The following is a 21,267-nucleotide window of genomic DNA, read 5'->3' as shown; positions in this document are numbered from 1 at the left end:
TTTTGAACAATTCATAACTATTGTTTTTAAACTTCCTTAATAGTAGTATTTATCATATAAATATATTTTCGAGAAAACACATGAAAGTTTTAGTGACTGGCGGCATGGGTTACATAGGTAGCCATACATGTATTGCATTACATGAAGCGGGTATTACACCTATTATTTACGATAATTTGTCTAATGCGAGCCCTCGTGTGCTTGATCAACTCGAAAAAATTACCGGTACCCGTTTTGAGTTTATTTTAGGTGACATTCAAGACGAGCAGCAGTTTAAACTTGCGCTTAAACACACCCAAGCTGAGGCTGTATTTCACTTTGCAGCACTAAAAGCGGTAGGTGAATCAACCGAGCAACCGCTGCGTTATTATCAAAATAATGTATCGGGCACGCTTAGCATGCTTGAAAATATGCAAGATGAAGGTGTTAACCATATTATATTTAGCTCATCGGCCACTGTGTATGGTGAGCCCGACTACTTACCAATAGACGAAAAACACCCAATTCGCGCGACCAACCCTTATGGTTGGACTAAAGTCATGGTTGAACAAGCCATGCAAGACGTATGTAATGCCAACAGCAACTTTATGGGCATAGCACTTCGTTACTTTAACCCTGTAGGCGCACACCCTAGTGGCTTATTAGGCGAAAGCCCAAATGGTATTCCAAATAATTTAATGCCCTTTATTGCCCAAACTGCGGTAGGTAAACGTGAGGTCGTTAATATTTTTGGTGACGACTACGACACCGAAGATGGCACAGGCGTGCGCGACTATATTCACGTTTTAGATTTAGCTAAAGGCCATGTTGCCGCATTTATGCAACACAAAACAGATACCGCCTTTCACGCATATAACTTAGGCACGGGCCAAGGTTATTCAGTGCTTGATATGATCAATGCGTTTAGCGCATCAGCGGGTAAAACAATTCCCTATAAAATTGCACCGCGTCGTGCAGGCGATATTGCGTGTAATTACGCCGATGCCACAAAAGCGCAAACCACCCTTAACTGGCACGCAGAACTAACACTTAGCGACATGAGCAACGATACATGGCGCTGGCAAACTAATTACCCAAGTGGGTTGGAGAGTTAATATGGCTTTATTAGAAAGCACTCACAGACGTAAAAACCCGCTAACGGGGCGTTGGGTATTAGTATCACCGCATCGGAATAACCGCCCATGGTTAGGCGCAACCGAAGCCGTTAACGAAACGGTTTTGCCAAAGCATGACGAAAGCTGCCCACTTTGCCCAGGTAACACCCGTGCAAATGGCGATAGCAACCCAGATTACAAATACACACATGTATTTAGAAATGATTTTGGTGCGCTGACGCCTAATGCCAGCGAGCAACCACAAAACTTAGAGTCAGACAGCGATTTATTTATTGCTGACGAAGCAAGCGGCGAATGCCGTGTCATTTGTTTTTCGCCAGAGCATAACAAAACACTGCCTGAGCTGGAGCACGATGCCCTACACGAAGTAGTAAAAACGTGGAAAGACAACTACACAGATCTTGCACAGCACTATGAGTGTGTTCAGGTATTTGAGAATAAAGGTGAGATCATGGGGTGCTCGCAGCCCCACCCGCATGGCCAAGTATGGGCGCATTCGCACCTATCTACCGAAATAGAAGCCGAAGATACACAACAACGCGCTTATTTTGATAAACACGGCACAGCCATGCTTGCCGACTATGTACAAAAAGAACAAGCCGACCAAACTCGTGTCGTATTTGAGAGTGAACACTGGCTTGTTGTGGTGCCATTTTGGGCAGCATGGCCGTTTGAAACACTGCTTGTAACTAAAGATAACATTCAAAACTTTAGTCAGTTAACTGATGCACAAACCGATTCACTCGCTCAGGCATTAAAAGTATTAACGACTAAATACGATAATGTATTTAACTGTAGCTTCCCGTACTCTATGGGTTGGCACAATGCACCCGCAAATCGTGGTTCAGAGCAACATTGGCGCTTGCATGCACACTTTTACCCGCCACTTCTTCGTTCTGCCACCGTGAAAAAACATATGGTAGGCTACGAAATGTTAGGCGAAAGTCAGCGTGACTTAAGCGCAGAAACAGCCGCTTCTATTTTAAAAGCAGCAAGCACAACACACTATAAAAACACAGCAGGACACACAGATGACGCTTAATGAATTTCAACACCACTTTTTATCACTGTACGGTGCCCCTGCTCAAGGTATTGCGGCTGCACCAGGACGTGTAAACCTAATAGGTGAGTTTACCGATTACAACGATGGTTTTGTATTTCCGTGCTCATTAGAGTTTCGTACTCAAGTGATGTTTAAAGAGCGCGACGATAGCACGATTACCGTGCAGTCATTAAATTACCCAGGCGAGCAAGACCGTTTTAACGTTGACGAACCGATTAGCGAAGGTCAATCGCAATGGGGGAATTATATTCGCGCGGTTGCATTTGTATTAAAACGCGCAGGTCACACTTTACGTGGTGCCGATTTACTTATTGATAGTAACTTACCGCAAGGCAGTGGCTTGTCATCGTCGGCTGCATTGGAAGTTGCCGTAGGGGGAATGTTTAACCATATTGCGCAACTTGGTTTAACCGAAGAAAAAATTGCACTACTGGGCCAAGAAGCTGAAAACGACTTTATGCATTGTCAATGTGGCATTATGGATCAGCTTATTTCGGCAAAAGGCGAAAACGGTCACGCTCTTTTAATTGACTGTGAAAACCTAGCAACTAAGTCAGTGAAAGTACCTGATGACTTAAATATTGTTATAGTGAACTCTAACTACCCACGTAAATTAGTAGACAGCGAATACAATCAACGCCGTATTGATTGCGAACAAGCTGCTGAAAAAATGGGAGTTAAAACACTTCGCCAAGCAACAATGGCTAAACTAGATGCTGTTAAAGCACAACTTAGCGATAACGAATACAAACGTGCGCACCATGTAATTAGCGAAAACGACCGCGTTATTGCAGCAACTAAAGCATTGCAAGCCAATGATATGCAGCAACTTCGCGAATTGATGGCTGCATCACACCAATCACTTAAACACGACTTTGAAGTAACCGTACCTGCAACAGATGGCTTAGTTGAAATTTGTAAAGAAGCCATGGGTGAGCGCGGCGCAGTGCGTATGACTGGTGGTGGTTTTGGGGGGGCAATTGTATGTTTATGTCGCGATGCAGAAGTACCGTTAATTAAAGCAGCCGTTGAAAAACATTACTTTGAACGCTTTAACTTATACGCAGATATTTATGTGTGCTCAGCGGGTTCAGGGTTACAAATAACGTCTTTTTAAAAATAGGTATCAATATGGCAAAGGTTAACTGGGGTATTATTGGGTGTGGCAATATTGCTCACACCTTTGCTAAAAGCATTGCGCATTGCGCTGATGCTCAGCTTATTGGCGCAGCATCAACTAGCAAGCAACGCGCAAGCGAGTTTGCCACACACTATTCAATTAAAGGCTATGAGAGCTACCAAGCCCTTATGCAATGCCCAAACATTGACGCCATTTATATTGCAAACACCCACGACCAACACTTTCAAAGTATAGCCCAATGCTTAATGCATAATAAGCACGTACTAAGCGAAAAACCCATTACCGTTAATGCACAGCAACTCATTACATTAAAAGAGCTAGCGCAGCAGCAAAATCGCTTTTTAATGGAAGGAGTGTGGATGCGCTTTTTACCCGCCATTGTAAAATTAGAAGAATTATTGAACGAAGCGGTTATTGGCAAAGTACACAGTGTTAATGCCAACTTTAGCTTAGCGGGTGAATTTGATTCATCACATCGCTTAATGAACCCAAATACAGCCGGTGGTGCATTACTTGATTTAGGGGTTTACCCTTTATCTATTGCTGATGTGGTTTTTAATAAAGCCCCAGAAAAAATCAGCTCATTTGTGCATAAAACAGATACAGGCGTGGATGCTCGAAATATTGCCATGCTTGATTATGGTAATGGGCAGTTTGCACAACTTAGTAGTGCACTTGAGCAAAACGGTCCAACTGAAGCCTATATTACAGGTGATCATGGCTTTATACGCATACCTTGGTTTGTAGGTGCGAAAAGTATTGAGATTCATATTAATGGGCAAGCGACCCAACATTTTGACTACTCATTTAATGATGATGAAAACTTTAAATTTGAAATTGATCACGTCACTGAGTGCATACTAAATAAACAAATACAAAGCTCTGTATTACCACTAAGCACTAGCTTACGGGTTATGACGATGATGGATAACCTGAGAGCCCAATGGCAGCTTAAATATAGCGCGACAGTCGAATCTCATAACATAAATTTATAAAAATACACGCAACAAGGATCCACAATGACAACAACACACCGATTAAAAACGCTTTCAAAAGCAATGCTGTTAGCCACGGCCAGTTTAACTACCGGTGCAGTACTTGCTGAATCGAATAAACCTGAGCAACTTTACCCGCCAATAACCAGCGAAGTGCTTCCAGAATTAGCCACTAAAGGCACCTATAAAGTAGGCGTAAAAACCCTCGATTTAGTTAATCCAGCGCAATTTGATCCTGCAACTCAAAGCCAAAAAGATCGCCCTTTAAAAGTTGAGGTTTGGTATCCGGCAGATAGCAAAGCAAACAAAGCACTAACCAGCTACACAGACATAACACGCTCGGGTAAACAGTTTACTTTACAAGCCGATGCTATGCGCGATGTAGGTGTAAGTAACGCAGAAAACTACCCTGTTATTGTACTTTCGCATGGTTATACCGGCTACCGTACAATTATGTACTACCTTGGTGAGCACTTAGCTTCGCATGGGTACATTGTTGCTGCGCTTGATCATACAGACTCAACAAACGCCCATGTAGATTTTAAAAACGCGCCATATGCGGGTTTTTTTAGCACCTTGATTAATCGCTCACGCGATCAGCAGTTTGTGATTAATTATTTTAACGAACAAAGTAACTTTGCAAGCGAGCAAGTAGATACAGCTAGCGCAGGTGTTATTGGCTACTCTATGGGCGGATTTGGCGCAGTTAATACGATTGGTGGTTGCTATGCCTTCAACGAACAAACAACCGCAATGTTTACGGGGATGACTGACCCTGCCCAAATTAAACAAGTGCAGCAATTACTTAATAGCTGTGCAGGCGGACAATATCAAAACCCACAAGTAGACCCTCGTATAAAAACAATGGTGGCTATCGCACCTTGGGGTGGGCAACATAACTTATTTGATGCCAAAGCAATGAAAAATATCAAAGTACCTTCACTTTATATTGCAGGTGACCTAGATGATATTTCTGGCTTTGAAGGTATTAAAAACCTTTACAACCAAACTGGTAGCGCCGACAAATACATGCTTACTTATAAAAACGCCCGCCACAATATTGCGCCACACCCAGCCCCTGCTATTGCCCAAAGCAGCAGTGAATTAGACTTAGGTCATTACTACGAGCCATCGTGGTCGTTGCGCACCATTAACGAAATAAATAAGCACTTTGTACTTGCGATGATGGATTGCCACGTAAAAGGCGTAAGCAGCCAATGTAAATACCTAGATTTACCTCAAAATGGCGATCAAGCCATTGTTGATGGTAAACCGTTACCGCAGTGGTACGGCTTTGATAACCGCTTTTCTTCAGGTATGGATTGGCAACAAAGTAAACCGCGCAGTAAGTAATACTTAATTTAAGCGGCTATAAAACTTGATAGCCGCCTTCACCTTAAAATAATGCCAAATAAAATACCTTTTACATAAATGAGTTAACTAAAAAATGAGAATGTTTGTTTTTTAATCGGCTATTTTAAGAAAAAAACCATTGCCATTAACCTTAGTTAAAGGCAATCTAGTCATATATAAGATAAGATAAATAACACAAATATCATGTCAAAATACATACTCTCAATTGATCAAGGGACCACAAGCTCTAGGGCCATCTTGTTTACAAAAGATGCAAACGTTTTTGGGTCAGCACAGCAAGAATTTTCACAACATTTTCCAAAAAATGGTTGGGTAGAACATGACCCTAACGATATTTGGCAAACAGTGCTCAGCACCAGCCGTGAAGTGATGGCTAAAAAAAATGTAAAGCCTGAAGAAATTATTGCTATTGGTATCACCAACCAACGTGAAACCACGCTGGTATGGAACAAGAAAACCGGTAAGCCAGTGTATAACGCCATTGTTTGGCAAGATCGCCGTACCAGTGCTTACTGCGAAAGCCTAAGTACAGAGGAGCTTTGCCAAACGATTAGCGAAAAAACAGGCTTACTACTCGACCCTTACTTTTCAGCCACTAAAGTACGCTGGATTTTAGACAACGTAGAAGGCGCCCGCGCACAAGCAGACGCTGGCGAACTAGCCTTTGGCACTGTTGATACTTACTTATTATGGCACCTAACGGGTGGCAAAGAGCACCGCACCGATGCCACTAATGCATCTCGCACTATGTTATTTAATATTCATACCCAGCAATGGGATCAAGAATTACTCGACCTATTCGACATTCCTAAATCTATGCTGCCACAAGTCATGGATTCAGCAGACGAGTTTGGCTCAACCAGCGACGATATTTTTGGTGCGCCTATTCGTGTTTGTGGGATTGCCGGAGATCAGCAAGCTGCCCTTGTTGGCCATGCGTGTTTTGAACAAGGTATGGCCAAAAGCACCTACGGTACAGGGTGTTTTTTAATGCTTAATACCGGTGAAAAAGCACTCACATCTGAAAACCGCTTACTAACTACGGTCGCTTATAGGCTAAATGGCAAACCTACTTACGCCATTGAAGGCAGCATTTTTATGGCAGGCGCCACTATGCAGTGGATTGTTGAAGGCTTAAAACTATTGAGCCATGCCGGCGAAAGTGAATCATTAGTAAAAGATGTACCGCTTGATCATGGGGTATTTTTAGTGCCCTCATTTACAGGCCTAGGCGCACCGTACTGGGACCCTAACGCACGAGGCGCCATTTTAGGTTTAACACGCGACTCTGGCATTAGCACTATTGTTGCAGCTGCTTTGCAATCGGTGGGATATCAAACCAAAGATTTACAAAAAGCAATGGAACGTGATGGTCTTCGCCCAAGTGTTTTACGTGTCGATGGCGGTATGGTTAAAAATAACTGGGTACTGACCTTTTTATCTAACATTTTAGGTGCAACCGTAGAGCGCCCAACAGTCACCGAAACCACCTCGTTAGGCGTTGCTTATTTAGCTGGCTTACAAACGGGCATTTACGAGTCAACTGAGCAACTCGCTAAAATGTGGACCTGTGACCGTCGTTTTGAGCCAACTATGAGTGCTGATGAACGAAACGATTTATACGCAAAATGGCAGCATTGTGTCGCGCAAGTTCGCCTATCTAGCGACGACTGCCAGCAATAGTAATTTTTACACGCCGCTAATGACATTTAACGGCGTATTAAGCCACTTTTATGCTCATTAAAGGGCGCGTTTTACGAAGTGTGATTTTAAAAAGATCAGGCTAAAAAATTTAAAATCAAAAAGCGCGGTTAGCTATTGTCAAACACTAACTGTCGCTTTATGATGCTTATGTCTTATTTATATTACAAATAAAAAGGTTAGCTCACAGTGGAATTAGCAGATAACGAATATGACTTACTTGTCGTCGGTGGTGGTGTAAACGGCACTGGAATAGCAGCTGATGCAGCTGGCAGGGGTTTAAAGGTATTATTGTGTGAACAATCGGACCTTGCTTGTGCAACATCGTCAAATAGTTCTAAGTTAATCCACGGTGGTTTACGTTACCTTGAGCATTACGAATTTAGATTAGTAAAAGAGGCCTTAGCTGAACGAGAAGTTCTACTTAAAAATGCTCCTCATATTATGTGGCCACTTACCTTTAGATTACCGCACCAATCGCATTTACGCCCTGCTTGGATGATCCGCATTGGCCTATTTATGTACGACAACCTAGCTAAGCGCGAAACACTGGCTGGTTCCCGTGGTATTAAGTTTGGCGAAAATAGCGTGCTAGAGCCGTCTATTGTAAAAGGTTTTGAATACTCAGATGGGTGGGTTGATGATTCTCGTTTAGTTATTTTAAATGCCCTTGCTGCACAAGAAAAAGGCGCTACCATTGCGACACAAACTAAGTGTGTAAACGCTAAGCGCGAGCAAAATAAGTGGCAAATTACGCTAGAGCAACAAAGCACAAAGAATAAATACACCGTATCAGCTAAAGGTATTGTTAATGCCGCAGGTCCCTGGGTTGCAAAGTTATTTGATGAAGCACTAATTGAAAAATCACCGCAAAATATTCGTCTTGTAAAAGGCAGCCATATTGTTGTGCCACGCATTCACAATGAAAAAGAAGCCTACATTTTACAAAATAAAGACCAACGAATTGTATTTGTTATTCCATTTGAAGATGATTATTCGTTAGTTGGAACAACTGATGTAGAGCATAACGGCGCAGCGCAAGATGTAAAAATTAGCGATGAAGAAATCGACTACTTAATTGATATCACTAACAGCTACTTTAAAAACCACATTAAACGCGAAGACATAGTCCATACTTTTTCAGGTGTGCGCCCACTGCTTGATGATGAGTCTATAAATGCACAAGCCGTAACGCGTGACTACAAGCTAGAGCTTTCAAGTGAAGGCAAACATACTCCACTGTTGAGCGTATTTGGTGGAAAAATTACCACTTATCGTAAACTGGCTGAAGCCGCTGTTGATAAGTTAGAAGACTTTTATCCGCAAATGGGTAAAGCATGGACTAAACACAGCGCATTACCTGGGGGCGACTTTAATAACGTTGAAGCGCTGACTCAAGAACTTAAATCTTTGTACCATTGGCTACCCGAAGTGACGTTAAAACGCTTTGTACGCACTTATGGCACACGCACAAAAATTATTTTAGGCAATGCGACACAACTCAGTGATTTAGGGCATGACTTTGGCCATGGCTTATTTGCTGCTGAAGTTGATTACTTATTAAAGCAAGAGTGGGCTGGTAATGCTTACAACATTTTATGGCGTCGCAGTAAACTGGGTTTACGTTTTAGCGATGAGCAGATTACAGTTTTAAATAATTATATTGAAACACTCAATTAATAAGCCGTTTCATTATCACTATTTCCCGTTTTCCCCTTTATAGTTAACAAGTTATAAAGGGGCTTTTATTCTTAACTATTCAGCCGATTGGTATAGGTAGTTAAACCCACTAAGCGTTGCCGATTTAATATCAAACTCGCTGCATTGCACGCCTATTTTTGTCAGTGCCATAGTAAAACATTTATTGAGTTGTGATGTACCAATAACGACAACCTGCGTATTACTGAGTAGCTGCCATTCACTTGCATAACGCGCTGCTCTTACATCACTGCCAATTAATACACCCGATAAGTACGCTTTTGCTTGTACTGGAGTTAGTTCTTTAGACAGTTGGCGTGTTCGCACACTAAAAATACCATGGGCTAAATTTCCGCTATCACTACCCAATGTTAAATCGCAACCTTGTTCAAACGCTTGCCAATCAAATTCACCCTCAGCGCAATCGTCAGGAATTAATACACTTTGATGGCACAGTAAGTCGTATAACTCGCCGGTCATGGCGGTTTTAAAACAGATTATTTTACCATTGTTAATTAGCACCCACTTGGTATGTGTGCCCGGCAAACACAGTAAAATTTTACCTGTTTGATACTGCTCATTTTGTTTTAAAAAACCCAGTATTTGTAGTTCTTCACCGCGCATTACGTCTATTAGCGAGTTTTGCAACGTACATTTTGTACCAGGTAGGGCGTTAATCGTGTGGCCTTCGCAATCAAAACTGACAGCAGCATCAAGCAAGCCCTCAGGGTTAATTGGGCACTCTAGATAAGGGGTTTCATACCAACCAATCGTTGATGTAATTTGGCCTGCAATATAAATAGGTAATACACCATGTTGCACTGTCCAAGGTGTAATGGCGTTAATGAGTGTTTGTTGAAAGTCTTGGTTAACTTTTACAACACCAGGGCCATCACATTGATCAATTAAAGTTAATTCATCGCCCTCACCTACTTTACATAAGTAAGCGCGTAAATGGCTTGTGCCCCAGTCAACGGCTATAAACAAAGATGAAGTAGTCAAACTTTAAAGCCTCCCACCGTCAATTTTTATGCCTTGCCCGGTGATCATACTGCTTTCATCGGCGGCTAAAAATAACGCTAAATTAGCCACGTCATCTGGCGTTACTAATTTTTTAAGCGCCATGGCTTCCATCCATTTGACTTGCTCTTCCTCGGTGAACCAGCTTGCTAATTGACGTTCAGTTGCAACCCAGCCCGGTAGTATGGCATTAACGCGAATACCAAACTCACCATAATCGCGAGCAAGTGCTTTGGTCATACCTATTAAACCCGCTTTAGCGGTTACATAGCCTGCCATTTGCGGCTGACCCATAATGGCATTAATAGAACTAAAATTAATAATACTGCCAGCACCTTCTTGTTGCATAAACGACATAGCAACTTGAGAAGCAAAAAAAGCAGGATTTAAATTAATCTGTAAGCATTGATCCCAATCTTTAACGGTCACATCTTCACTGGCTTGACGACGATCGTTTGCAACGTTATTGATAAGTACATTTACGCTACCAAGGGCGGCACATGCATCGACCAATGATCGTTGCAAAGCATTCGAATCAGTGACATCTACTTGTCTGTACCATAAATTAGCATCGGGTAAATCGCTAATAAGCGCTTGCGCGGCTTCATCATCTATATCAATGAATGCCACTTTGGCCTGCTGTTTAACAAACGACTCAACCATTGCTCTGCCAATGCCTGACGCACCCCCAGTGATAAAAATAACCTTGCCAGAAAGGCTGTGATATTGAGCTTGAGTGTTCAAATTAAATTTCCTTACAGCATGTTTTCAGTTCAACTTAAACCTTTTAAAATACGGTTACTTAGAGAGAAAGAGCCAAACCAAGGTGTTATTGCTGTGTTAAAATAATTAGCGATTTAAAAGTTTATACCATATCCTTACGTACATTAATATGATATATGATATATAATTAAGCAATAATGAACTCGGAAATTCGCACGATGAAAACTCAACCTCGCCAAAATTTAACTCACCAATTAACCCATGATTTAGGGTTTGCAATAGTGCGGGGCGTTTACCCAGTAAGCGAAGGACTGCCTTCAGAAGCCGACCTATGTATTAAATACAACGTAAGCCGCAGTGCAACGCGCGAAGCAGTTAAAATGTTGTCGGCGAAGGGGCTTATCTCATCGCGCCCTAAACAAGGTATTCGTGTTTTACCAGAAAGCAGTTGGAATATGTTTGATACCGATGTACTACGTTGGATTTTAAGCAGTAAGCCGTCACTGTCGTTATTAAAGGAATTTACCCAAGTACGTGTTGCACTGGAGCCACAAGCAGCCGCATTAGCTGCGGTAAGTGCCACACCAGAGCAGCTTGCAGAAATTGATAACGCACTTGCGCGCATGGCCGATGCCGATGAAGGATTAGACGATCCGTTAGAAGCCGACATAGCTTTCCACACCAGTATTTTAGTAGCAAGTAACAACCGCTTTTTTGTGCAGCTGACTGAATTTATTAGCACCGCTCTTAGAGTAAGTATTCGTTACACTAATCATATTAAAGGTGTACCGGGTGCAGACGTAAATAAACATGCTGATATTTTAGACACAATTAAATCGGGTAACCCCGAGCGCGCTAAAAAAGCGGTCGAAACAATTTTAGAAGAAGCGCTAGAACTCATTGAATCTAAACTCGACTGATGACCAGAAAACACCATTAAAAAAGGGAGCTAATGAGCTCCCTTTTTACTGCTTATTATATTTTTATACCAATCCGCTTAATTAAGTGATCTATTTTGGGGATAGATAAACGTGTTGATAGCTAGGCAAAAAATTCGCTGTTTAGTTGTTCTAAATGAGAATTTTTTAACGCAAATAGCAACACTTTTAGCCCCTAAAAATGATTAAGTATTATTGCAAATTGGTATTAGTTAGCTCAAAAATAAGTGATGTTTGCGGGAATGAAATTGGCATTTGTAGGCCAAATTCCATCAACGCTTCACCCGTGAAGGTTTGCCCGTTCACGGCTGCAATAGACGAAGGACGGTATTCTTCAAATTGAACAGGCCACACTAAATTAAGTGTGTACTGTGTATCTGCATCCAAACCAACAAAACGAAGCTTATTAGGCGCGGTACGTGGTGTTTCGCGAACACTGTTATACGCAAATAACGCTTTTGATTTTTGCTCGTCGATTAAACCAAAGTTAATTGATAAATCGTCGCTATCTAGGCGGTATAAATCGGCGCCATGAATAAAGTCACGGTGCTCTTTGTGCAGTGCAATAGCCGCTTTAAGTGCACAGTATTCGTGATCGGTGAGTTCACGTGGATCCATTTCGATTCCCATGTGGCCAAACATGGATACCGCAGCACGCATTTCAATACTTACATTACGACCAGTGATATGACAATCACGCGGTCCTACGTGTGCCCCCATAACCGACGATGGGAAGAAGAATGAACAACCACGTTGAATTTCAAGGCGGTCAAGCGCATCGTTAGAATCCGACGTCCATACACGGTCTGTATGTGCTAGCACACCGTAATCTACACGTGCACCACCTGATGAACAGCTTTCTATTTCAAGGCCTGGGTGCGCTGCTTTAATACGATCAATTAAACGATACAGTGCCAGTGTTTGTTGATGCACTGCTGGTTTTCCATCAAAGTTACCCGCATGGTTAATATCGCGGTTCATATCCCACTTAATGTATTTAATAGTTGGGTATTCAACCAAAATATCGTCAATAGCTTTGTATAAGTATTCAACTACCTCTTTGCGCGTTAAATCAAGCACAAGCTGGTTTCTGAAGCTTAGTTGCTCGTTATTTTCTGAGCCTAATACCCAATCAGGATGAGCACGATATAAATCACTATCTGGGTTTACCATTTCTGGTTCAAACCAAATACCAAACTCCATACCTAAGCTGTTTACATGATCGATAACTGGCGATAAGCCATCTGGATAAATTTCGTAATCTACCGTCCAATCACCTAAGCCGGCATAATCACCACGGCGGCCTTTAAACCAACCATCATCCAGTACAAAGCGTTCGATACCTAAAGGAGCTACTTTGTCGGCTAGCTGACAAAGTGTGTCTACATCGTGATCAAAGTAAATGCCTTCCCATGTGTTGTAGTGTACTGGGCGTGTTTTTTCGCGTTGTGCTTGGCTAAGTAAATTAGCTTTAACAAAGCGGTGGAAATTGCGTGAAAGCGCACTAAAGCCATCGCTTGAAAACGATCCATAAATACTCGGGCTTTGATACGTTTGACCTTTAGCAAGGGTAAGCTCGCCAGGTAATAATAACTCGCCCATTTGCACATAACGTCGCCCTTCAGGTAGGAGCTCTGCTCGTAGTTTATTGTTACCACTCCACCCTAAATGAAAACCGTAACATTCGCCATGCTGCTCACCGGCATTTTCGTTATGTACTATCAAACCTGGGAATACATCATGTGATGTTTTGCCTTTGCGGTTTTCACGAACAAAGCTGCCTAATACTAAATCAACAGATTGACGTTGAAATTCGTTTGACCAGCGCCCTTCAAAACTGACTATTTTGCTGACGCTATCTGGTAATTGAAACGTTGGCGCTGCACAAAAACTTACGCTTAGTGGTGAGTCACCTAAATTAGTTAACACGGTATGTGCACTTAAAACATTAGTGTTGTTATCAAGCGTAATACTATGAACGACTTCAATACCACGAAGCTCATCTACGCTTACAAACTCAAGCGTTGCTGATGATGGCTGACGAACCTCTTTTAGCTTTGGCCCTACAGACCAAGCAATAGAATCGTTTATAAGCTCAAGACCCGGTGCACCAGTAAAGCCCTCACCTAACAGAGGAGAAAGAGAAATAGGCGCTTCTTCAACTACGGCACATTTTACTTCTTGACGGGTAGCAAGTTGAGTAAGCATTAACTCAGTTGTTTGCGCAGATAGACGTTTACCAAAATACAGTAACGCAGGTGTTTTGCTTTGGCAGTTGAAAATAACGGTGCTGTTTACACTGTCTAATCGATAAAATGATTTAGTGTTGGCCATGATTTTCCTATCCTCTTCTTCATTGTGTGAGTTATTAATATACCGAGGTAATGTTTGTGATATGCGTAGCTAGGCCTCAGAGTTTTTAGGCATAAGCTATCAGACAGTAGTCTCATATAGTAGTATATATCATATAAATTAAGTTTTAACAGTTTTAATCTCGAAAATAAAGATGAAACCACGAGCTATAAAATTTATAACTCATACTGATTCACTTATCTGAATTTGAAATAATAAACCTTTGGACAAGAGTTTAGGTTTTCTATGCGGTAATTAAATATTTTAAAATAAAAACCGGCCAAAGCTTAACTTTGGCCGATTATGTCTACGTTAGTTACTTATTGCTGAGTTGTTTATTGTTTTACTGTGTTGTCAATTGCTGAAGATTTACCAGCCCATTGAGCGTTTAATCCAAACACAACTTTATTCACAGTTAATGCAAATGCGACACACACAAACAACGTTACCGGCATTAAGTGAATGTAGTGAATAGTAGTGTGAAGCGGTGAGCTTTCAAATGTCAGCATTCCGTACATCACAACACCTAAAATTACTGCGGCAATACCTGCTCGCGCATCCACATTTTTAAACAACAAGCCAACCACAAAAATTGAAAATATAGGCATACTTAGTAAGCCGTTTAGCTGCTGTAGTAAGTTAATAATACTGTCTGCTTGCTGGTAAATAGGCACAAGCACCAGCGTCAAACTAGTTAATAATAATGTTACATAACCACTTAGCTTTACTACACTTGGTTCTTTATTAAAATATGCTTCGTGAATATCACACACATATAATGCCGTAGATGAGTTTAGTAAACTGTTATAAGTTGAAAGCACTGCGGCGGCCATTGCTGCCGCAAACACACCCGTTAACCATGTAGGCATAACATCACCTACAATACGGCCGTATGCGGCATCACCAATGTCGCCATACAACTTGTAGGAAATAATACCAGGTAATACTACAATTGCCGGAACAATCAAAAGGCGAATGCCTGCTGCCGCAAATATCCCTTTTTGCGCTTCTTTGACATTGGGTGCTGCCATAGCGCGCTGGGTAATCGTTTGATTAGTTCCCCAGTAAAACATCTGAATGAATATCATACCAGTCAGCAGCGTTGGCCAAGGGATAGGCGAATCAGGCCCGCCAATTAAAGTTAAGCGCTCTTGTGGGATACCGCTAAAGTCATAATCGATGGCGTTAAGCGCTAAGAACACTACAAGTATTGCCATACCGAGCACCAGTAACCCGTTGTAAGTATCCGACACCGCAACAGCGCGCAGACCACCAAAAAAGGCATAAATGGCACCTACAATAGCGAATGCGGTCGCGATGTACATGAGTGGAATATCAACTTTAAACATGGTTTGCATAAATAGCGAACCCGAGTAAATAACCGCAGGCATGTAAATGAGTGCATTTCCTGTAAAAAACAAACTACCAATAACGGCACGGATATGCTTGTTATTATAGCGCTTTTCTAATAATTCAGTCGTTGTTGTACAGTTATATTTGTAATAAACAGGAATAAACACTTTAGCCAATAATATTAGACCTATAATCGCCGCAAGCTCCCACCAAACTAACAAAGCCATTTGGTTCCCATTCATGCCAACTAACTGGTCTGTACTTAAATTAGTAAGCGTGATTGAGCCTGCAACAAATATCCAAGTTAAACCGCCTCCTGCTAAAAAATATTCTTTATTTTGAGTTTGCTCACTACGCCCCTGATTGCGGCATTTTAAGTATGTAAATAAACCAATTAGGCCCGTTACAATAGCAAAAACTAACACTTGGATCATACTATCAGACATTTTTACTCTCCTGCATTAGCGCGCATTTGCACACCTAATATCGTATTTTCTGAGCAATGGTTATGGTGTTTAATTAAGCGGTTAACTTGAACTAGCGACGATAACATTGCATGGATAGGTAATAAGTAATTTTGTTTATTAAGCTCAACAATATCAGTGTCTGGCAGTTTTCTTAGGGCTTCTTCGTCGATTGTGTAGATGCCTTTTACTCGTGTTTTCTTTCCATCACTAAAATTAATAACCAATTCTATTTCTTTAAGTAAGCTCAAAGAGAGTAACTTTTGGGTAAATTCATGTGAAACCTGTTCCTGCTGATAGTACTCACTCATTTTATCTTGCACTTGATGCAAAAATTGGCTCGGTTCGCCATTTTGAAATAAAGCTTCGCCCTGTGAATTATTCACATAATCGCTTTGTTCATTTATGTAAATAGTGAGTGTTTTATCTTTTTCTGGATCTGGCCCTAACTCAAAAGGGGCTCTTAAAAACGCTGAAGGAACATGAACTGCTAGCCACTCTTGTTCTGTGAAGAACACATTATGGCCAGCGACTAAACCAAGCAATCCGACAGCGCGAAATTGCCCTTGAGTTGGCTCTTTCATATAAACAACAGGAAAGCTACTCGCAGCTGCGCCAAACTCATGAACAACTAATGATGCGTGGTGCTGATTTTTTGAAAAGCCGAAATTGCTATGTGGTTTTATTTTTATATCCTGATGTTTTACAGGATCAAGTAGTACATAGTTAGACATGTTTATCTCTCATCAAAGGGAATTACAGTTTTGCAAAACCCAATGAATTTACTTTATTAATAAGATCTCTGTGAGTGGGCAAATTATATTTCAGCTGATCTATACGTATTTTTGTCATCTGTAGCTGTTTTTTTGCTAACTCACCTTGATTATAAATATGTTCCATTTGACTAAAGTCAGACTTAAACCCGACACCATATAAGATGTACTGATAGCTAGCAGCACTAAATGCTTCTACATTATCAGTAAAGTCATACTCGCTTGGGGAGCTATAACGCCAAATAGACAATAACTCTTGCAAAGAGTTAGGAATACTCTGTGTATCGCGATGCTCAAGCCAAAACGGCTCAGTACGCTCACTCAAAGCATAATGCAACTTAAGAAAATCAATTACACCGCGCCACTTTTTCAACATGATCGCATTAAAACGTTTTGCAGTAATAGGCATTAACTCTTTATTTGCAGGCAGTTGATCCGCGATATAATTTGCAGACGCTTCAATAAGCATAAGCGCTGATGCCTCTAGTGGTTCTAAAAACCCTGAAGCTAAGCCAACAGCAACACAATTATTCTTCCAGAAAATTTTTCGGTGCCCTGGTTTGAAATTTATTTTTTTCGCTGTTTTTACCTCTTCCAAACCAACGTAATTCGCAAGTGTTTTGCGAGCTTGTTCTTCTGAACAATGTTTACTCGAATACACATAACCAACACCACGGCGTTCTTGTAAGCCAATATCCCATATCCAACCTGCCTCTTGAGCTGTTGAAATAGTATGACAAGCAATAGGATCATGTTCATTGATATAAGGAACTTGGGTGGCTATGGCCGTATCAGCTAAAAAAACATCATCGCAAGGAACAAACGGAACTTTTAGAGTTTCACCAAGCAACAAGCTTCGCATGCCTGAGCAATCTACAAATAAATCAGCTAGTTGTGCGCCATGTTCTTTGGTCTGTAAACAAGTGATATCACCACATGAAGCTTGCTCAATACGCTCAACGGTATCGCTAATGTGCTCAACACCAAGTTCACTAATACAGTGCTTTCGTAATAAAGTGATAAACTTTGCCGCATCTAAATGGTAGCCATAGTTAGCTATCACTTCGTACTCTTTGTTCGCAATAGTTTTCGGGGCTAAACCCTGTTCACATAAATATTGCTGAAAGCTGACGGCTTCAGAAAATGAACAAGTAGGTTCAACTACAGACTGCCAGTAAGGTGCTGGATCAACTTTATTAAACCCTTGTGGCTCTGTAAACGGGTGATAATAGACATCACCTTTTGCATTTACCCAGTTTACAAATTTACTAGCTTGTTTGAAAGTAGCCCCACATTCACGCATAAATTGCGTTTCTGAAACTCCCAACTGTGCTAATGTTTTACGCATTGTTGGCCATGTACCCTCGCCAACGCCAACTACTGAAATTTCAGGCGATTCAATTAGGGTAACTTTAATACCTTGGTTGGAAAGATTGCGAGCGTGTTTCTTTGCAAGAATGCCTGCAGTTATCCACCCTGCTGTACCACCACCCAAGACAATAATTCGATTAATAACACCAGACAAAACGTTTACCTTTTCATTGCATGTTAAACATCAAGAAAAAAGGGGGGTAACCCCCCTTTAAACTTTCATCATAACCTGACTAGAACGAGCCTCGAATACCTAGTGCATAGCGAGAACCTGAACGAACTTGTTCAGTAAAGTGACTTGCTAAGCTACCGTGTTTAGACGTGTACTCATCAGTAATATTAATACCCTCAAGTATAACTGTAAGATTGTCGTTTATGTCATAGCTGGCGCTGATATCCCACTGACCATAAGTATCTACATACTCAGGCTCACCAGTGTCACCGTTACGAAGAGTTTGTAAAAATGATTCACGATTATTGTAAGCAATACGGGCTTGGAAGCCGTCTTTTTCATAGAAACCAATTAAGTTTTGTGAATCACCTAATCCTTCTAACTGAAAGCCATCTTCACTGTCACTATTAACAATAGTTGCATTTGCTTGGAAACCAAAACCATTTTCAAACGTATGAGTCCAAGCCATTTCTAGACCTTCAACTTGTGCAGTAGCACCATTACGTGGACGACTTACTTCAAAATCATAGCTTCCACTTGCTAAAGAGAAAGACTCTGTAGCCGGTGTTACTGTAATAAAGCCTTCAACGTCTTTGCTGAAAATACCAAAAGATACGGCGCTTGCATCATCGTAGTACCACTCGTATGACATATCCCAGTTTGTTGATAGGAATGGAGTCAAGTTAGGGTTACCACCGCTTGCTAGTAAAATATCTGGGCGAGTTGTACCTATATTTGTCACTGGACGCATTGCTTCTAATGTTGGTCGAGTAATCGTTTCTGAGTAAGCAAAACGTAACAACATGTCATCTTCAACTTCAAACTTAGCGTTTAAGCTAGGAAGTAAATTTGTGTAAGAGTTTTTAAGCGTAATTGGAACAGAAGCTCGTTGACCGTTTGCATCTTCAATGTAAACCTGGTCAAGGATTGTACCGTCTAGTGGATTTTGAGCAATATCAACTAATGTAGCCTGATTACCCGATGCTGTAGTTGTAGTTTCACTGTAGCGAACACCAACATTTACAGTCCATGGTATATCACCTAAATCACCTTGGAATACAAAGTCAGCGTAAGCCGAAAATATTTCTTCTTCTATTTCAAAACTTGTACCTAACTCAACCGGGGTATAACCATTTAACGCTGCAAACGCTGCAATATTTGCATCTGCATCATCACCGCGGTTGGCTGACTGACCAGAAATAGCTGCATCAGATTCTAAGTACGATAAGTAATCATCTACATTGTAACCAAAGAATGAAGATGGAATACCATTAAACCAACCATTTGGTGTAACTAGATATGCTAAGTCATCTGGAACATCTAGACCATAACCACAGTAGAAACAATTTGGTAAACTTGGCGATTGAAATACTTTAGCTTCTTTTGTTCTATCTTGTGTGTATACACCGTAGCGTAACTGAGTAAACGTTTCGCTATTTGGTGTGTAAGTGAAATCTGCACGCATTTCTGTGATTTCATCAGTACGCTCATCACCTCCACGCTCTACGTAGTGCGCACGAAGTTTACTTGAGTCTGCTTGAGTGAATGGGCCGTTAATTCCATCAGAAGATAAACCCGGTAAATCACCACCACCAGTGAAGTCATATGTATAACCGTTTGCGTAACCCATTACGGTGAAAACTCGGCTTTGATCGCCACTTAAATCTTCAGCTTTAGACGTAGAAATATCGATATCTACTTTTAATTGATCTGTTAGTTTCCAATCAGCATTAAAGCCAAAAGATTGAATTTTAACGTTGCGGTCTAAACCTTGTTGAACAAAGTCAGTTGCACCTGAGCCCCCACCATTTGGATCGTCAAACGCATTGTGTGACCAATAAGTCACTGTTTCTGTTGATGGATCTACCTGAAAATCACGGAAGTTACCTGGAGTAAACCAGTTTGCATAGTTACTTACTTGAGACTCAACTTCAAATTTTGAATAAATACCGTCAAACGTTAAAGTTAGATCATCGCTAGCAGCGTATTGAAATACCAGTGTACCACTTGTGCGCGTGCGGTCTTCAACGTTTGAAGTTAAATCTAAATTACGTGGTACCCATACATTAAATGCTTCTTTACCTGTACCTGCAGCAGCATCAAAGTCATTTGTTTGGATACGATCGACACGGTAAAAGCCACGTGTATCAGCTTGGTTAATTTGTGCATCACGCTTTTGTACTGATAAAGAGGCTAGTACGCCTAATTTATCTTCCATAAAAGTGTCACTTATGAGACCTGAAAATGCAGGGGTTGTGCTTTCAGATAAGCTGTCGTAAGTTGCTTTTACATTACCCACAGCTTTGAAACCGTCCAAGTCAAAAGGTTTAGCTGTATTTAAATTAATGTATGAACCAATACCACCTTCTTGATTAGCAGCATTTGATGTTTTGTAGATATCTGCACCTGAAATTAGCTCTGAAGCAAGTGTGTCGAAGCTAAACTCACGGCCAGCTCTTTCCGACGCCATTTGACGGCCATTAACAGTAACCAAGTTAAACTGAGGGCCAAAACCACGCACTGATATAAGCTGACCTTCACCACCGCTACGGTCAATAGCAACACCCGTAATACGTTGTAGTGACTCTGCTACGTTTTGATCAGGAAATTTACCAAGATCTTCCGCCGAAATACCATCAGAAACGATGAGCGCTTCTTTCTTATCAGAAAAAGAACGCTTAAGGCTACTTATTAAGCCACGAACTTCAATGACTTCGATATCTTTTTCTGCTGTAGTCTCTTCAGGCCCTTGAGCTGCAACATGCCCGCTTGCCAGTACACCAGCGATGGCTAAACTGAGCGCGGTTTTCTTGTTGAACGATAAATTATTGTTAATTATCATTTTTTAAAAACTCCTGATTGTGTGTAGTTATTTTGTCGTTGTGTTGGTTGAATAGTTTCAAAACTATCTCAAATACTATTTATATTATAAATACTTTAAAACAAGAAAAAGTGCAACCTTTTCCTTAATATTAGGCATCATTTTGTTACTATGGATTTTCTTTCTGTTTTCT

The 21,267-nt window shown here is 41.1% G+C and carries 15 protein-coding genes; 8 read left to right on the top strand and 7 right to left on the bottom strand.

The features are described 5' to 3' along the window. Nucleotides 1–80 precede the first annotated feature (80 nt). From galE to glpD, 7 genes are all read left to right on the top strand, one after another. Entirely contained in the window at nucleotides 81–1,094 is a 1,014-nt protein-coding gene (galE, locus tag ATS71_RS17580) for a UDP-glucose 4-epimerase GalE (RefSeq protein WP_058405966.1), read from the top strand. Between the two features lies 1 nt (nucleotide 1,095). After that, nucleotides 1,096–2,157 (top strand): UDP-glucose--hexose-1-phosphate uridylyltransferase, encoded by a 1,062-nt coding sequence (locus ATS71_RS17575; RefSeq protein ID WP_058405965.1) that lies wholly within the window; start codon nucleotides 1,096–1,098, stop codon nucleotides 2,155–2,157. Continuing rightward, the gene (galK, locus tag ATS71_RS17570) at nucleotides 2,147–3,295 is read left to right on the top strand and encodes a galactokinase (RefSeq protein WP_058405964.1); all 1,149 of its coding nucleotides are present in this window, start codon (nucleotides 2,147–2,149) and stop codon (nucleotides 3,293–3,295) included. The genes ATS71_RS17575 and galK overlap by 11 nt, the downstream gene beginning before the upstream one ends. A 14-nt stretch (nucleotides 3,296–3,309) precedes the next feature. Beyond that, on the top strand, nucleotides 3,310–4,314 hold the full coding sequence (locus tag ATS71_RS17565; RefSeq protein ID WP_058405963.1) for a Gfo/Idh/MocA family protein: 1,005 nt from the start codon (nucleotides 3,310–3,312) through the stop codon (nucleotides 4,312–4,314). A 24-nt stretch (nucleotides 4,315–4,338) separates the two neighbouring features. Continuing rightward, the gene (locus ATS71_RS17560) at nucleotides 4,339–5,667 is read left to right on the top strand and encodes an alpha/beta hydrolase family protein (protein ID WP_058405962.1); all 1,329 of its coding nucleotides are present in this window, start codon (nucleotides 4,339–4,341) and stop codon (nucleotides 5,665–5,667) included. Between the two features lie 204 nt (nucleotides 5,668–5,871). Then, nucleotides 5,872–7,371 (top strand): glycerol kinase GlpK, encoded by a 1,500-nt coding sequence (glpK, locus tag ATS71_RS17555; protein WP_058405961.1) that lies wholly within the window; start codon nucleotides 5,872–5,874, stop codon nucleotides 7,369–7,371. Nucleotides 7,372–7,578: 207 nt separating this feature from the next. Beyond that, nucleotides 7,579–9,069, top strand: coding sequence for a glycerol-3-phosphate dehydrogenase (gene glpD, locus ATS71_RS17550; protein WP_058405960.1), 1,491 nt, complete (start codon nucleotides 7,579–7,581; stop codon nucleotides 9,067–9,069). Between the two features lie 75 nt (nucleotides 9,070–9,144). Here the strand turns inward: glpD and ATS71_RS17545 are convergent, their stop codons facing one another. Together ATS71_RS17545 and ATS71_RS17540 are read right to left on the bottom strand one after the other, a co-directional pair. After that, a complete protein-coding gene (locus ATS71_RS17545) occupies nucleotides 9,145–10,089 on the bottom strand; it encodes a 2-dehydro-3-deoxygalactonokinase (RefSeq protein ID WP_058405959.1) in 945 nt (314 codons plus the stop codon). A 3-nt stretch (nucleotides 10,090–10,092) separates the two neighbouring features. After that, on the bottom strand, nucleotides 10,093–10,851 hold the full coding sequence (locus ATS71_RS17540) for an SDR family NAD(P)-dependent oxidoreductase (RefSeq protein ID WP_058405958.1): 759 nt from the start codon (nucleotides 10,849–10,851) through the stop codon (nucleotides 10,093–10,095). Nucleotides 10,852–11,048: 197 nt separating this feature from the next. On the opposite strand from ATS71_RS17540, the gene ATS71_RS17535 reads away from it, so the two are divergent. Further along, nucleotides 11,049–11,750: a FadR/GntR family transcriptional regulator gene (locus ATS71_RS17535; protein ID WP_058405957.1), complete on the top strand. Its 702-nt coding sequence runs from the start codon at nucleotides 11,049–11,051 to the stop codon at nucleotides 11,748–11,750. Nucleotides 11,751–11,960: 210 nt separating this feature from the next. Here ATS71_RS17535 and ATS71_RS17530 read toward each other — a convergent pair whose 3' ends face one another. The 5 genes from ATS71_RS17530 to ATS71_RS17510 all read right to left on the bottom strand — a co-directional run bounded on the left by ATS71_RS17530 (nucleotide 11,961) and on the right by ATS71_RS17510 (nucleotide 21,095). Next, nucleotides 11,961–14,102 (bottom strand): alpha-galactosidase, encoded by a 2,142-nt coding sequence (locus tag ATS71_RS17530; protein ID WP_058405956.1) that lies wholly within the window; start codon nucleotides 14,100–14,102, stop codon nucleotides 11,961–11,963. Nucleotides 14,103–14,455: 353 nt separating this feature from the next. Further along, nucleotides 14,456–15,919, bottom strand: coding sequence for an SLC5 family protein (locus tag ATS71_RS17525; RefSeq protein WP_058405955.1), 1,464 nt, complete (start codon nucleotides 15,917–15,919; stop codon nucleotides 14,456–14,458). Between the two features lie 2 nt (nucleotides 15,920–15,921). Next, nucleotides 15,922–16,671, bottom strand: a complete 750-nt coding sequence (locus ATS71_RS17520; RefSeq protein ID WP_058405954.1) for a SapC family protein — start codon at nucleotides 16,669–16,671, stop codon at nucleotides 15,922–15,924. Between the two features lie 22 nt (nucleotides 16,672–16,693). Further along, nucleotides 16,694–18,235 carry a tryptophan halogenase family protein gene (locus tag ATS71_RS17515; protein ID WP_058405953.1) on the bottom strand — a complete coding sequence of 514 codons (1,542 nt, stop codon included), beginning with the start codon at nucleotides 18,233–18,235 and terminating at the stop codon, nucleotides 16,694–16,696. Nucleotides 18,236–18,314: 79 nt separating this feature from the next. Continuing rightward, nucleotides 18,315–21,095: a TonB-dependent receptor gene (locus tag ATS71_RS17510; protein ID WP_152995693.1), complete on the bottom strand. Its 2,781-nt coding sequence runs from the start codon at nucleotides 21,093–21,095 to the stop codon at nucleotides 18,315–18,317. Nucleotides 21,096–21,267 lie beyond the last annotated feature (172 nt).

Source organism: Pseudoalteromonas sp. H71, assembly GCF_001468485.1.
Taxonomy (GTDB): domain Bacteria; phylum Pseudomonadota; class Gammaproteobacteria; order Enterobacterales; family Alteromonadaceae; genus Pseudoalteromonas.
This window is presented reverse-complemented; position numbering and strand designations above follow the sequence as displayed.